11 protein-coding genes are annotated in these 15,722 nt (G+C 51.1%); 8 read left to right on the top strand and 3 right to left on the bottom strand.

Annotated features, from left to right (window positions below):
* Positions 1–70: 70 nt before the first annotated feature.
* Positions 71–943, top strand: a complete 873-nt coding sequence (locus tag G462_RS23940; protein ID WP_026958961.1) for an aminoglycoside 6-adenylyltransferase — start codon at positions 71–73, stop codon at positions 941–943.
* 66 nt (positions 944–1,009) lie between these two features.
* On the opposite strand, the gene fusA is transcribed toward G462_RS23940, so the two are convergent.
* From fusA to fadE, 3 genes are all read right to left on the bottom strand, one after another.
* Positions 1,010–3,094 (bottom strand): elongation factor G, encoded by a 2,085-nt coding sequence (gene fusA / locus G462_RS0110505; RefSeq protein WP_026958960.1) that lies wholly within the window; start codon positions 3,092–3,094, stop codon positions 1,010–1,012.
* A gap of 154 nt (positions 3,095–3,248) precedes the next feature.
* Positions 3,249–4,733, bottom strand: coding sequence for a DUF3369 domain-containing protein (locus G462_RS22455; RefSeq protein WP_035477470.1), 1,485 nt, complete (start codon positions 4,731–4,733; stop codon positions 3,249–3,251).
* Positions 4,734–4,919: 186 nt separating this feature from the next.
* Positions 4,920–7,382 carry an acyl-CoA dehydrogenase FadE gene (gene fadE / locus G462_RS0110495; protein ID WP_026958959.1) on the bottom strand — a complete coding sequence of 821 codons (2,463 nt, stop codon included), beginning with the start codon at positions 7,380–7,382 and terminating at the stop codon, positions 4,920–4,922.
* 222 nt (positions 7,383–7,604) lie between these two features.
* On the opposite strand from fadE, the gene lpcA reads away from it, so the two are divergent.
* From lpcA to G462_RS0110460, 7 genes are all read left to right on the top strand, one after another.
* Complete coding sequence (gene lpcA / locus G462_RS0110490) at positions 7,605–8,180, top strand: D-sedoheptulose 7-phosphate isomerase (RefSeq protein WP_026958958.1); 576 nt, start codon at positions 7,605–7,607, stop codon at positions 8,178–8,180.
* A 19-nt stretch (positions 8,181–8,199) separates the two neighbouring features.
* The gene (locus G462_RS0110485) at positions 8,200–8,967 is read left to right on the top strand and encodes a class II glutamine amidotransferase (RefSeq protein WP_026958957.1); all 768 of its coding nucleotides are present in this window, start codon (positions 8,200–8,202) and stop codon (positions 8,965–8,967) included.
* Positions 8,968–9,526: 559 nt separating this feature from the next.
* Positions 9,527–10,123, top strand: a complete 597-nt coding sequence (locus G462_RS0110480) for a hypothetical protein (RefSeq protein WP_026958956.1) — start codon at positions 9,527–9,529, stop codon at positions 10,121–10,123.
* Between the two features lie 109 nt (positions 10,124–10,232).
* A complete protein-coding gene (locus tag G462_RS0110475; RefSeq protein WP_026958955.1) occupies positions 10,233–11,645 on the top strand; it encodes an undecaprenyl-phosphate glucose phosphotransferase in 1,413 nt (470 codons plus the stop codon).
* Positions 11,646–11,665: 20 nt separating this feature from the next.
* A complete protein-coding gene (locus G462_RS22450) occupies positions 11,666–12,871 on the top strand; it encodes an outer membrane beta-barrel protein (protein ID WP_051326675.1) in 1,206 nt (401 codons plus the stop codon).
* 1 nt (position 12,872) lies between these two features.
* On the top strand, positions 12,873–13,403 hold the full coding sequence (locus tag G462_RS0110465; protein ID WP_026958954.1) for a polysaccharide biosynthesis/export family protein: 531 nt from the start codon (positions 12,873–12,875) through the stop codon (positions 13,401–13,403).
* A 26-nt stretch (positions 13,404–13,429) separates the two neighbouring features.
* Positions 13,430–15,694 (top strand): GumC family protein, encoded by a 2,265-nt coding sequence (locus G462_RS0110460; protein ID WP_051326674.1) that lies wholly within the window; start codon positions 13,430–13,432, stop codon positions 15,692–15,694.
* Positions 15,695–15,722: the final 28 nt, after the last annotated feature.

Genomic DNA, 15,722 nt, shown 5'->3' with positions numbered 1-15,722 from the left:
GCCGCAATCTAAGCAAAGCTTTTTCCCGCTGCTCTGGCAGCATTGAGAGGTCACTAAGAGGAACGTGCCGATGATTCACCCTCAATATCAGGCCTTGGTCGATAGGCTTGTATCCTTTGCGAATACCAGAGAAGACATCCGGGCTGCCTTCGTGGTGGGCTCTCAGGCCCGAGAGATGCTACCCGTCGATAGATGGTCTGATATCGATATCTTGCTGGTAGTTGAAGACCCTGCCTGTTTAATGCAGGAGCGAAACTGGACTGAAGCATTGGGTGAGGTGGTGTTGTGCTTTAGTGAATTTAGCCCGGTGGATGCGGTACCTGAGCTAAGGGTGTTGTATCAGCCCTGTTTGGATGTGGACTTTCCGCTGTTGCCTGCCGATTTTGTCAGGGCGCGCGATAGTGCTCAGCTTAGCCCTGAGATGATCGCGGTGTTTAAGCGTGGCTATCTGTGTCTGCTTGATAAAGAGAACTTTGCCAGTATCTTTGCTGAGGTGGCAGCCTTGCCTTTACCTGCACCTAAAGACCATGCTGAAGAAGTCACAGAGCTGATTCAGGACATTGCCTACCATGTGCTGTGGACTGCTAAGAAGTGGCAGCGAGGTGAGCGTTGGATGGCGTTGGCATGTTGCAATAGTCATATGCAGCATCGTTTGTTGCGGCTGATGGAGTGGGTAGCGCATTTGCAGGCCCAGAACCAAGAAGTGATAGATACTTGGCACAATGGCCGGTTTATCGAGCAGTGGCTTCCAGAGCCTTACCTGGAGCTGCTTAGCTTGAGCTGGGCAAGGGCTGATAAGGCGAGCTTGCAAGCTGCCTTACTGGCGGTACTGGCGCTGTGTATTAAGGTGTTGGAGCGGGAGGGGGAAGCGGAGGCGGCGCTTAAACCGTCGTTAGAGCACTGCCGAAAGCAACTCGGTGAACTACTTAACGAAAGCCCTTAGCGCGGCTTACTGGCATAAAAAAACCCCGGCGTGCCGGGGTTTTTTGAATCAGCTTAAAAGAGTTGCTTACTTAGCGTTTTTCTCTTTTTCCGCAGCGATTACTTCTTCAGCCACGTTTTGTGGGCAAGGCATGTAGTGGGCGAACTCCATAGAGAACTGACCACGGCCAGAAGTAATGGTACGCAGGTGACCAATGTAGCCGAACATTTCAGCCAGTGGTACTTCACCTTTAATGCGTACGCCGGTAGCGCCAGCTTCTTGGTCTTTAATCATGCCGCGACGACGGTTCAAGTCACCGATTACGTCACCCACGTTGTCTTCTGGGGTGAACACGTCAACTTTCATGATTGGCTCAAGAAGTTGTGGGCCAGCTTTTGGCAGAGACTGACGGTATGCGCCTTTCGCAGCGATTTCGAACGCGATAGCTGACGAGTCAACTGCGTGGAAAGCACCGTCGAACAGTTCTACTTCAAGGTCAAGTACTGGGAAGCCAGCCAGTGGGCCTTCTTCCATCATTACTTTGAAGCCTTTCTCAACTGCAGGCCAGAATTCTTTAGGTACGTTACCACCAACTACTGAAGAGCTGAAGGTAAAGCCTGAACCCGGCTCACCAGGACGGATGCGGTAGTCGATCTTACCGAACTGACCAGAACCACCAGACTGCTTCTTGTGGGTGTAGCTGTCTTCAAGTTCTTGAGTAATGGTTTCGCGGTAAGCAACCTGAGGTTGACCTACTACTAGCTCAACGCCGTAGGTACGCTTCAGGATGTCTACTTTAATGTCCAGGTGCAGTTCGCCCATACCTTTAAGGATGGTTTCACCTGAATCTTCGTCGGTTTCAACCTGGAACGAAGGATCTTCTGCAACCATCTTACCGATAGCGATACCCATCTTCTCGGTAGAACCTTTATCTTTAGGCGCTACAGCGATAGAGATTACTGGCTCTGGGAAGATCATTGGCTCAAGAGTACAAGGGTGCTTAGGATCACACAGGGTGTGACCAGTTTGTACGTTCTTCATACCAACAACAGCGATGATGTCACCCGCTTGCGCAGAAGAAATCTCGTTACGCTCGTCAGCGTGCATCTCAACCATACGACCGATACGCTCAGTCTTGCCGGTTGCGCTGTTCAGAATGGTCATACCTTTTTCCATCTTACCTGAGTAGATACGGATAAAGGTTAGGGCACCGAAGCGGTCGTCCATAATTTTGAACGCCAGAGCACGTAGTGGCTCATCTGCAGATACGGTAGCAACTTCGCCAGTAGGTTCACCAGTTTCTTCGTCAGTCAGAGGCTGAGCGTCAACTTCGGTTGGGCTTGGCAGGTAGTCAACTACTGCGTCTAGTACCAGCTGGATACCTTTGTTCTTAAATGCAGAACCACAGAAGGTTGGGAAGAAGGCCATGGTGCGAGTACCTTCACGGATACAACGCTTGATGTCTTCCAAAGAAGGCTCTTCACCTTCCATGTAAGCCATCATCAGCTCGTCGTCCATCTCAACAGCAGACTCGATCAGTTGCTCGCGGTACTCAGCAGCTTTCTCAACCATGTCTTCTGGGATGTCGGTTACTTCGTAGTTTTCTGGCAGGCCAGAATCGTCCCAGATGTAAGCTTTTTGGCTTAGTACATCTACAACACCAGTGAAGTCGTCTTCGATACCGATAGGCAGGGTCATAACCAGTGGGTTAGCAGCCAGTACGTTCTTAACTTGGTCAACAACGCGGTAGAAGTCAGCACCCATACGGTCCAGTTTGTTCACGAAGATCAAACGTGCAACTTCAGATTCGTTAGCGTAACGCCAGTTGGTCTCTGATTGAGGTTCTACACCACCAGAGCCACAGAATACACCGATACCACCATCAAGTACTTTAAGAGAACGGTATACTTCAACGGTGAAGTCAACGTGTCCAGGAGTATCAATGATGTTCAGGCGGTGGTCTTTCCAGAAACAGGTAGTCGCTGCTGATTGAATGGTAATACCACGCTCAGCTTCCTGCTCCATGAAGTCAGTGGTTGCAGCGCCATCGTGTACTTCGCCGGTCTTGTGAATTTTACCGGTGAGCTTAAGGATACGCTCGGTAGAGGTGGTTTTACCAGCATCTACGTGTGCGAAGATACCGATGTTTCTGTAATGAGATAGATCTGCCATTAGTCGTTCTCTATATGTCAGGGCGGAAAATTGCGCGAAGTATACAGCATTTCAAGACCATTTTAGAAGCCTTCAATCAAACCTGCCGAAAGATTGTCTCTAAGGCATGGCTAAGTAGCCGTAAAATCGCGCTTTATTTGCAGTTTATTGGTGCTTACTCGGGAGAACTTGCGCTGATCTCATCCTGATATTGCTCGCGAATGCTGTAAAACTGATCCAAGTTACTTAGCAGCAGTGAGGATAGGTGAGGGTCAAACTGCTTCCCACTTTGCTCTGAGATGTACTCGACGATCTCCTCGTCGGCCCATTGCAGCTTGTAGCAGCGACTACTGCCGAGGGCATCGAACACATCGGCCAGGGCGGTCAAGCGACCACTGATGGGGATCTCCTCGCCTTTTAAGCCTCGCGGGTAGCCTTTGCCGTCCCAACGCTCGTGGTGGCTGCCAGCAATTTCAGAGGCCAGTAATAGGCTAGGGATACTCGAGTCGGCCAACATCATCTCTCCTTGTTCGGCATGGGAGCGCATAATCGACCACTCGCGGTCATCCAGTTTGGCAGGCTTGTGCAAGATCGCATCTGGAGTGGCGACCTTGCCCACATCATGTAGCGGGGAAGCCATCTTTAGCCGTTCGATGGTTTTCTCGTCTAGACCAGCAAGCTCTGCCAGCTTGGCGGTGTAGAGGGCAACCCGTTTGACGTGCTTGCCTGACTCCTTGGAGCGGGTCTCAACAATTTCACCGATGCGATACATGGTTTCGCGCTGATGTTCGACGATCACCTCGTTGAGCCGGATATTCTCCAGCGCGATGGTGATATTGTCGCTTAGCAGCTTAATAAAGTGTTGGTCGGATTCATTAATCGGTGTATTGCGCACTATATAGAAGAACAGATCTCTGGCTTTGTTCTGACAATAGATCACCACCGCATTGTCTTTAAAGATGTTGCCCTTTTGGTTAATGGCTTGGTCAAACAGTGCGGCTTGCTGCGACGGCAGCTGAGACAAAGGCAGAATCTTATTGAGCTGATGTTGGCTGTCCTCCCCGTGATGCGCGAGCAACTGAAAGTGCGAGCTATGGTGGGCATAGGCCTGTTTCTCTAAGGCATAGATGCAGCCATCGTCGAGGTGCATGATGGCCGATAGCTGATCCAGCGCGCCTTCGACAAAGGTGTGCAGTGCGCTGAGCTCAAAGATCCCCTTGGAGCTCTCTACCACCTTTTCTAAGCCGCGCTTGTGGGTCTCTAGGGCACAGATATCGCGATAGGAGCGCAGGCTGGCACGGATAAGGGTACGCAGCTTTTGCGAGGTAAGCTCGGTTTTATCTTTGTAATCATTGATGTCGTAGTCTTCGACCACTTTATCTTCCGGTGCCTGTCCGGGCTGACCGGTTCTTAGCACGATGCGCACGCAGTGGTTGTTTAGCTGGTTGCGGATATGTTCGACCAAGGTGAGGCCCGCATCGTCGGTCTCCATCACCACATCGAGCAAGATCAGGGCGACATCGCAATGCTGGGGAAGTAACTCACGGGCCTGCTGGGCTGAGTAGGCGTGGATGAACTCTATTTGTCGGTTGTCAAAGCTAAAACGCTGCAGCGTCATCTGAGTAATGTCATGAACCTCCGGCTCGTCATCGACAATCATCAGTTTCCAGGGGGGGCGGTTTGCGTTGTATTGTCCGGCTTGTCGTCAAACAAGATAAAGTCGTCGTCCATAGGAATCCCGTTAAGCACTCATCGTAGTTAGTTAAGAAGAGCCGTCCTCAAAAAGCAATGTTGATAAAAAAGCGGGCCGAAGCCCGCATAAAAAAGGAAAGGGTGTTTATGGTGGTTAGGCTGCGGTGATCATCTCGTCCGCGCCGTTTTGCTTGCTATGCGCCAGCTCTTGGTGGTCAAAGTCATCTACGTTGATTGCGTTCAATCGGCCAGCCTCGGCGAGCTTCATCAGCTCGGCTTCGCCATGCTCGATGATGCCGCGTGCCAGCGCTTCATCGGCCAGTTTATCGAGGTAGATAAATGGACGCTTCTCGCCCAGCGCCTTGCAGATCTTGTCGAATACTGGCTCGCAGGCAAGGATATCGTCGAGGGTCTGCTCCAGCTCGCCAAACACGTTGCCTTCTATTCGGCTGTCAAAGCGGCCTTGGCCAATACGGTCGCGGGTTTCGCTGGGGCTTTGGAGGATGCGCGCCAGTTTGTGGTCGAGGCTATCGCTTGGCGCATGCAGTGGTTTACCCAGTGGGAATATCACCAATCGCATCAGCTTGCCCACAACCGGCACTGGGAAGTTGCGCAGTAGCTCGTCCAATGCGCTTTGCAGCTGGTACATCGAGTCTTGAATCGCCCAGTCAACCAGCGGCATATCCGCTTTCTGGCGGCCTTCATCGTCAAAGCGTTTGAGCACCGCTGAGCTTAGGTAAAGCTGGCTGAGCAAGTCGCCCAAGCGCGCCGATACACGCTCTTTGCGCTTCAGGTTACCGCCCAGGGTCGCCATCGAGATATCTGACAGCAGTGCCAAGTTGCTGGAGAAGCGGGTCAGCTGACGGTAGTACTTGGCGGTTTTGTCCTGATGCGGCGCCTTAATCAGGCGATGGCGACTGATACCAAACCAGAAGCTGCGCACGAAGTTGCTGATGGCAAAGCCGATATGGCTGAACACCGCGCGGTCAAAATCTTCCAGGCCTTGCTCAAAGTCGGGGTGGTAGGCCGCTTCCATCTCTTTCAGTACATAAGGATGGCAGCGGATTGCCCCTTGGCCATAGATAATCATGCTGCGGGTGAGAATGTTGGCACCTTCCACGGTAATCGCAATTGGCGCACCTTGGTAGGAACGGCCGAGGAAGTTCTTCGGTCCTAAGCAGATCCCTTTACCGCCAACGATATCCATCGCGTCAATCGAGGCGCGCTGGCCGCGGTGGGTGAGGTGGTACTTCACAATCGCAGAAATCACCGAGGGCTTTTCGCCTTGGTCGATACCGGTCACCGTTAGGCTGCTCGCTGCATCCATCAGGTAGGCGTTACCCGCCAGACGTGCCAGAGGCTCTTCAATACCTTCCATCTTGCCGATGGGCAGTTTGAACTGGCGACGAATACGCGCATAGGCACCGGTTGCCAGCGCCGCTGACTTGATACCGCCAGTTGCAGAAGAGGGCAGGGTAATACCACGGCCCACCGACAGACATTCAACCAGCATACGCCAGCCTTCACCGGCCATCTTCTCGCCGCCGATGATGAAGTCCATGGGTACGAACAGGTCGTTACCGCGGGTCGGGCCGTTCATGAATGGTACGTTGAGCGGGAAGTGGCGACGACCAACGTCTACACCTTCCAAGTCGGTGGGGATCAAGGCGCAGGTGATGCCCAAGTCTTCTTTATCGCCTAGCAGGCCATCGGGGTCACGCAGTTTAAAGGCCAGGCCTAATATCGTGGCGACTGGCGCTAGGGTGATGTAGCGCTTGTTCCAGGTCAGGCGCATGCCAAGTACTTCTTTACCCTCCCACTCGCCTTTGCAGACGATACCAAAATCGGGAATAGAGCCGGCATCGGAGCCCGCCTCTGGGCTGGTTAGGGCAAAGCAGGGGATCTCTTGGCCGTTGGCCAGGCGTGGCAGGTAATAGTCTTGCTGCTCTTTGGTGCCGTAGTGTTGCAACAGCTCACCCGGGCCCAGCGAGTTGGGTACGCCCACCGTAGAGGAGAGCACTGCTGATACACCCGCTAACTTTTGTAGCACCAGCGATTGGGCATAGGCCGAGAACTCCAGACCACCGTATTGCTTCTTGATGATCATGGCGAAGAACTTGTTGTCTTTGAGGTATTGCCAAACCTCAGGCGGCAGGTCAGCCAGCTCGTGGGTGATCTCCCAGTCCTTGGTCATCTTTAATACTTGTTCAACCGGGCCATCGAGGAAGGCCTGCTCTTCGGCGCTTAGGCGAGGTTTGGGATAGCTGTGCAGTTGCTTCCAATCAGGGGCGCCACGGAACAGCTCGCCTTCCCACCAGGTAGTACCGGCGTCGATAGCCTCGCGCTCAGTTTGTGACATCTCTGGCATTACGCCCTTGAAGGCCTTGTACATCGGTGTTGAAAGCAGCTTTTTGCGCAGCGGCACGATATTAACCAAGGCAACGATTGCAACGTAAACCGCCCAAGTAATCTGGCTCAGCGGCTCAACCAATGAGTATGCCAATAACAGTCCGGTGGTGACCAAGCTAAAGGCTAGCAGTGAGGACCGAAAGTACGCTAGGGCAGCGATCGCTACCAAGAGCGTAGGGATAAACAATGCCGTTAGGGTACTCAGCATGATGATTCTCCTTATCAACTCGTTAAGAGCTCAACTAGTAAGAGGTCTGACCTCTGAGGTGTATTTGTAAGTGATATGTAACGGCAGGTCAAGTGTGGGTTACAAAAATGCAACATCGATCTTGTAAGGCCTGACATACTTAAAAGCGCTGAAGCGTTCGCTGATGTGCCGCAAAGTAAATTTGGTTATAGTGTTAGCGCATAGAGGAAAGTGAGAATAACGATGAAAGAATTGATTGTGGCCGAGCTACAAGAAGCGGCAGAAGTTCTGAATAACTTCTTGGCCGACAACGCGAATATTGAGGCCGTTGATAACGCAGCCAAGCTGCTGGCTGAGCGCTTTAAACAAGGTGGAAAAGTGATTGCTTGCGGTAACGGTGGCTCCCACTGTGATGCGATGCACTTCGCCGAAGAGCTGACCGGACGTTACCGTGAAAACCGCCCGGCGATGCCAGCGATTGCCATTTCTGACCCTAGCCATCTTAGCTGCGTGAGCAATGACTTTGGCTACGACTACGTGTTTTCCCGCTATATCGAAGGCTTAGGCCAAACCGGTGACGTACTGCTGGGGATTAGCACCAGCGGTAACTCAGGTAACATCTTAAAAGCTATCGAAGTGGCGAAACAGAAAGGCATGAAGGTAATCGTGCTCAGCGGCAAAGACGGTGGCCAGATGGCTGGTCTGGCTGATGTTGAGATCCGAGTTCCCCATTTTGGTTTTGCTGATCGCATCCAGGAAGTGCATATCAAGTGCATCCACATCATGATCCAGCTTATCGAAAAACACATGGAAGCCTAGCGGGAGACGGAGAACAACGATGTGCGAGCTGTTAGGTATGAGCGCCAATGTGCCTACCGATATCTGTTTCTCGTTCACCGGCCTGGTGCAGCGTGGTGGGGTAACCGGCCCGCATGTCGATGGCTGGGGGATTACCTTTTACGAAGGGCGCGGCTGTCGCAGCTTTAAAGATCCACAACCTAGTTGTGAGTCCAAGGTGGCGGAGCTGGTTAAGGCCTTTCCCATCAAAAGTGAAGCGGTGATTGGCCATATTCGCCAAGCCAACCGCGGCCAAGTATCTTTGGAGAACACCCACCCCTTTACCCGTGAGTTGTGGGGACAGAACTGGACCTATGCCCACAACGGGCAGCTAAGCGGCTACAAGAAGCTCGATACTGGCTGGTATCGCCCGGTGGGGGATACCGACAGCGAACTGGCGTTTTGCTGGATACTCGAACAGCTGCGGCAGAAGTATCCACGCAAGCCGGGTAACATGGCGGCGGCGTTTAAGTTTATTGCAAGCCTGGGGCGGCAACTGCGTGAGTTGGGCGTGTTCAACATGCTGCTGAGTAACGGTGAGTATGTGATGGCGTTTTGCTCTACCAACTTGCACTGGATCACCCGTCGCGCGCCGTTTGGCGAAGCGAAGCTGATGGATGCCGATGTCACCATCGACTTTAAGAAAGAGACCACCCCCAACGATGTGGTAACCATGATCGCCACTCAACCGCTCACCTCTAACGAGCAGTGGCACAAGATAGAGCCCGGCGATTACGTGCTGTTTAAGCATGGTGGACTTGTCACGTAACAATCTGATGTAGCTCCGGATATCCGGAGCTTTACCTATCCCCCTAGTGATTCAATAGTTATGTGTTCACCAGCATTGTGTGACAGGTGTCAAATTTTTTTACGATCCTGTACTAGTGCACTCACCTGAGTAACGACCTTCCTTAGCGTGTTCAAACTAGGTATAGATTCGGCCAGCAAAGGGCTGCATGACCTGATACTAGAGGAGCCGAGTACATTGCATAGCATTTGCTGAAACTATCCATCAAGTTGAATATATTATTCCCACCTATCTTGGTTGAATATTTACTCTAAGCAATGCAATTAATTTATTTGAATAGTAGATACTTACACTGTAGCGCTGGGGTATTGGTGATATTTAATATAACTATATTTAATGTGTCAGATAAATTTACACCAAAAAATATTTACATGATCTTATTTTGAATTTAGAATGCAGTAATTTATTTTAATATCAGTAGTTTGCGGGCACCTAAGGTCCATTCATTACTAATGGCATCTAAATTGCTAATCTAGGTGTGAATCAATTCAGTGTTTGCATTCGATAAGGAAGTTGGGTAATGAAATGTTCAGTGTTTGCCATGCTAATTATGCTGTTCTCGGCGATGAGTCAGGCATCTATTCTTGCCATTACTCAAAACCCTGAGGTTGATGAAGGACTGGTGGTATACACCGGAAATTTCCCCACCCCCCATCAAGACCCCAATATTTTTGATGCGCCCGAACCGTTAACTGTAGTGAAGCCCGGCGATGATGTGCGTGCTGCCGTTAGCTTCAATATGCAAGAGTTTGACCCGCTTACTGATGACGGCTTAGGCCCCTTCAATAACGGCCTGTTAGACATTACCTTTTCCTGGTGGAGTCGCGGTGAAGAGCAGTATTTTAACTACATCGCATACAGTTGGGATGACGTTTTGGAACAGCAAGCAATTGGCACCGAGATGTTAAGCATATGGACTGATAGCGCTCTTAAAGAGGATCAAGCTCTATTCATCGGTGGTGACTGGACCTTGTTTGCATGGGCCGAGCAGCAGTACTTGGGTGCAGCTGTTTTTTCAGTTGATGAACCGAAAACTGTCACACTTATCATGTTATTAATATTGCTGTTTATAGCACTTGAAAGATCTAACAAGAGAAGTAACAATTTGAGTTTTTAACTCGCAATTGAGCCTATGCAATGATGCAAGGTCGCAGGGAATACGCTTTCGATTAACTAACGCAGTTTATGTAGCAGGATCGCTACATAATAAATCGTAAGGACGCGCAATGAGTGATTTTAGCAAGGGGCTGGTGCGCAGCCACGAGTTCGAATTGGCAGTGATCTATCGGATTGCTGATCTAAGCGCTATTTTTGCTGTTCTAGCATGTTTGGTGTGGTGGCGCACCGGTGAGTTTGAGCAAAGCTTCCAGTTCCTGGCCATTGGCTTTGGCATGGCCTATCTGTTGGTTGCCGAGTCGTTTAGTTTATATCGTTCGTGGCGGGTTGCATCAGTCAAAGAGCAGGCGAGCACAACGCTTAGCGTATGGTTGGTCACCGTTGCCTTGGTGTTGGCGATTAACTACTTCCTTAAAATATCCGATGTATATTCTCGCTTAGTGGTTGGCTGGTGGCTACTGCTCACCCCGCTGGTACTGGTTGCCTGGCGCTTGGTATTTCGCGAACTGCTCGCGTTGGCGCGTCGCTCCGGTTATAACACCCGCCGTGCTGTAATTATTGGCGTGTCTGAAAACGCGCTACGCCTGCACCGAGAGCTGATTTCTAACCCCGATTTGGGCTTAACCTTTGCGGGCTTCTTTGATGACAGGGCGAGCACCCGGCTCAATAAGGAGCTGGGAGAATTTGGCGAGGTTCAGCCGGTCAGCAAAGCGCTAGATATGGCAAAAAACGGCGAGCTAAACCATGTCTATATTGCTTTACCCATGCATGCCAAAGACCGAATCACCAGCTACCTTAAGCTACTCTCCGACACCACCTGCACCACCTTCATTGTGCCCGACTTTTTTACTTACAATTTAATTCACTCACGCTGGGCGAGTTTGGGCGAAATCCAAACCATTAGTGTGTTTGATACTCCTTTTCGCAACTCTGCCAGTGTTTGGGTCAAACGGATTCAAGACGTGCTGCTGGCCAGTGCAATTATCTTACTTATCAGCCCCATCTTGTTAGCGGTGGCATTGGGCGTGAAGCTTAGCTCACCCGGCCCGGTGTTGTTTAAGCAAGATCGCTACGGCCTTGATGGTAAGCGCATTCGGGTGTGGAAATTCCGTTCTATGCGAGTCATGGAAAATGGCGGCAAGGTGGTTCAAGCCACCCGCGATGACCCGCGCATTACCCCTTTCGGTAGCTTTATACGTCGTACCTCACTAGATGAGCTGCCACAGTTCTTTAACGTGTTGATGGGCACCATGTCCATCGTCGGTCCGCGCCCTCATGCGGTGGCGCATAACGAGCAGTTCCGTCAGCTAGTCGACCGCTACATGCTGCGTCACAAGGTTAAGCCGGGTATCACCGGTTGGGCGCAAATCAATGGCTGCCGGGGAGAGACCGACACCTTGGATAAGATGGAACGTCGCGTTGCCTACGACCTTGAGTACATCCAGAACTGGAGTTTATGGATGGACCTCAAGATTGTTTATCTAACCGTATTTAAGGGATTCACTGGCGACCAAGCCTACTAAAACAAAAGGGAGTTGTTGCAATGGCTATTCACGCTAAAAGTCTACCAACGTTGTTAGGAGTGGTGACCGCTTTGGGCATTTGCTCAACAGCCAATGCCAAGGTAGAGCCCCAGCCCTATGTTACTGGTTCGGGCTTAGCGGTGGTGCCTACTCTCGGGCTGGGCTACCGCTACGATGACAACCTAGGACTTACTGATACCGATACCGAATCCTCGGGCATATTCGTATTTGAGCCGGGCATTGCACTAATGGCCGAACGGGGCCTTAACCAATACAGTGCCTACTACAACCTGAAGGTGGGCGAGTATTTTGATAGCAGCATCGACGACTACGTTGACCACCTGGCAGGGCTAAACGCCAAGTTAGATTTAGCCACCCGCCACCGACTTACTTTCGACTACAAGTTTGCACATCAGCATGAAGGGCGCGGTAGCGGTATCTCGGAAGGCTTGGGCGGCTTGCTCGAAGAGTTACTGTATTACCGCACCAACGACTTGGCAGCTGTCTATTCGTTTGGGGCGCAAGGCGCCCAAGGCCGGTTCGACCTATCTCTAGGCTGGGGTGACAAAGAGTACACCGAGCTAGAAGAGACCACCCAGTTCAGAAACTGGGACGAGCTGCGCTATGGTGCCAAGCTGTTTTATCGCGTGTCATCGGCGACTGAAGCCTTTTTCGAGATCAAACGCCTGGAGCGTGAATACGATGTCACCGCCGACGGCGAAGCGACACGCGATAACGATGACACGTTTTACTACGTGGGCGCGCTTTGGGATATCACCGGTAAAACTAGCGGTGAGGCCAAACTGGGTTACGAGACCAAAAAATATGATGCTAGCAGCCGCGAAGACTTCGACGGCTTTAGTTGGGAAGTGGCACTTACCTACCTACCTGTCGATTACTCGCAATTTACCTTTACCACCAGTAATGCTGCCAAAGACCCTGACCAACTGGGCGACTACATCGAAGAAGCCCTTTACCGCTTAGAGTGGGAGCATTACTGGTTAGAACGCTTCTCCTCTCGTGCTGCGTACGCCTACACCGACGAATCCTATACAGGCATAGACCGCGACGACGAGACAGATCGCTTTGAGCTGAGCTTTGCCTACGACTTCCGCCGTTGGTTGGAGTTTCGTGCTGGCTGGGAGTGGCAAGAGAAAAGCTCGAGCGTTAGCGGCATCGGCTACGACCAAAACGTGTACTACTTTACTCTAACGGGAACGCTGTAATATGAAATACCTCGTAACACTGGCGCTAAGCTTGGCAAGCTTGTTGTTAGCGCCACTAAGTCAGGCCGATAGTGGCGACTCATACCGTTTAGGCCCTGGCGACGTAATAAACATCCATGTATACGGTGAAGAAGACCTCAGCATGGAAGTGCTAATCAACAACAGCGGCAAAATCGATTACCCCTACCTAGGCCGGTTAACCGTAACCGGCAATACCACGCAAAAACTCAAAGACGCCATCGAGAACGGCCTGCGCGGCGACTACCTTATCCATCCCAAAGTCGCGGTGAATATCGTTTCCTACCGACAGATCTTTATTAACGGCGAAGTGCAAAACCCCGGCGGTTATGCCTATCAACCGGGACTAACCATTGAGAAAGCCGTCGCCTTAGCGGGTGGCTTTACCCAGCGCGCCTCCAAGAGCAATATTGCGATTACCCCCGCCAATGGAAGTAGTGGTGAAACCAAAGTGGCACTGGGTGCCAGGGTGGAACCTGGCGACATCATTGTAGTTAAAGCCAGCTTCTTCTAATTGCCCGCGTCTTAAAGGAACTAAATGTGAATAATTCAGCCAATGTCAATTTACATGCCGTAGACGGTGGCAACCCCTCTTTGACCAATTCAGCTGCTGCAGTTTCCCAGCCAGCTATGCCGCAGGAAGAGCTAATCGACTTGCGCCAGTACCTTAGTGCTATTGGTAAACGCTGGCCTATGATCCTGGGCTTTACCTTTTTAGCCGCGCTGCTGGCGACCTTGGTGGCGTTTTCGATTATCCCGGTATACCGCGCTACTGCGGTATTGCTGATCGAGGCCGAGCAGCGTAGCGCGGTATCCATCGAGCAGGTCATCGGCGTAGATACCTCTAAACAGGAATACTACCTAACCCAGTTTGAGCTGCTTAAATCGCGCAGCATTGCCGAGAAAGTAATTGCCCGCTACGGCCTTGAGGAGTTACCAGAGTTTAACGGCGAACGTGAGCCCACTTGGCTGGATCAAGTGAAAAACCCCATAGGCAGCTTGCGTACATTCGCCAGCGACTCACCGCTGCTACAAAGCTGGCTACCGGAGCAAGAGCCGGCAACCGAGGCAGAACTACAGGAAGCGCGCAAACAACATGTGATGGGTACATTTAGTGACCGTTTAACTATCAGTCCGGTGCGAAAAACCCAGCTGGTGAAAATTAGCTTCGATTCGGAAGACCGTCACCTTGCCGCGACTCTGGCCAATGCTGTGGGCGAGGCCTATATCGAGAACAACCGAGAAGCTCGCTTACTGGCTAGCCAGGAGGCTACTTCATGGCTGGAGGATCGCCTGGGCAAGCTGCGCGCAGCAGTGACTGCCTCTGAAGATCGCCTAACTGCGTTTTTGCAGCAGGAAGGGCTGGTAGATGTAGAGGGCATCGATAGCCTGGCCTCCACCGAGCTAAGCGATCTAAGCCGCAGGCTGAGTGATGCCCGCGACCGCCGGGTAGCTGCAGAATCGCTGTACTTTGTGCTGCAGGATAACCGTAACGCCGGGCTGGCCCAGCTCTCATCGGTTCCCGCCATCTCTAACCATCCCCAGTTGCGCGACGTACGTTTGGCCGAGATCGAGGCGGAACGTTTGGTATCCGAGCTTAGCAAGCGCTACGGCCCCAAGCACGACCGGATGATTCAGGCTCGTGCCCAGTTGGCCACAGTACAACAGCGCGCCACAGAACTACTGAGTGACCTGGCATCCGGCATCGAGAAGGAACTGCGTAGCGCCCGCAAACAAGAGAACGCCCTGCAAGCCGAGCTGGATAGCAAAAAGGGTCAGTTCCAGGGGATTGCGGTTAAACGGGCTACCTACGATGCATTAAAGCGTGAAGTAGATAGTAACCGTAAGCTTTATGACTTGTTCCTTAATCGCCAGAAGGAGACTGCAGCTACCAATGACTTCCAGACCGCGGTAGCCAGGTTTACAGACAGAGCGAGTGTACCTTTGAGTTCAACAAGCCCTCGTAGAAAAGTAATTGTAATTGGTGTCGCCTCATTAGCATTACTTATTACCTGTGTGATTTCACTGTTGCAAGACTCTATTAGGGACACTGTAGATACCAGTAATGACGTGAGAGAACTTTTGAGATTGGATCCTATAGGAGTTGTTCCACTGTTGAAAAGAACTAGCCTGAGTGATGGGGTTGTATCTGATAACCTGGTCACTGGTGAAAAGGGGAATGAAGTAAATGAGGCAATACGAGGTATACGTACTTCGATATTGTTTAAGATGGCTCCGCTAAGCAGAAAGCTCGTTTCTATAACTTCATCAGTTCCTGGTGAGGGTAAAACAACAATGGCGATAGGCCTGTCACTCTCTATAGCTAAAATGGAAAAAACGATACTAGTGGATTGTGACTTGAGAAAGCCTTCAGTAGGTGAACGGTTTGGTATAGGCCGTTCGAGTATCGGGTTGACGAATTATCTTATGATGGGGGCTGACTTAAGAGATTGCATACATACCCACAAGCATTCTGGCTTGGACATACTAACCGCGGGGATGATAGCGCCTAACCCACAAGAGCTTTTGTCAAGCGTGGAATTTAAATCCCTAGTAGATAGGTTGTTAGCGGATTACGATAAAGTACTATTTGATACGCCACCGTTGTCAGCGGTTAGTGATGCATTGATCGTAGGAGGTGTTGTTGGCTCTTCAATACTCGTCATTAATTCTAGAAAGACAAAAAAGAACGAGGTTTCAGAGTCTGTTTCTCTTTTAGTAAATCATGGGGTGTTAATGGAGGGTGTGGTTTTAAATAAAGTGAGAAAAACCAGTTCCAGTTATTACTCTTACACTTACGGTTGATTGTTAGGCCATCAGAGATTTTGCGTAG

The organism is Aliagarivorans taiwanensis DSM 22990 (assembly GCF_000429505.1).
In the GTDB taxonomy this organism is placed as follows: domain Bacteria; phylum Pseudomonadota; class Gammaproteobacteria; order Enterobacterales; family Celerinatantimonadaceae; genus Aliagarivorans; species Aliagarivorans taiwanensis.
The sequence above is the reverse complement of the archived record's forward strand: the minus strand, read 5'-3'. Positions and strand labels throughout refer to the sequence as shown.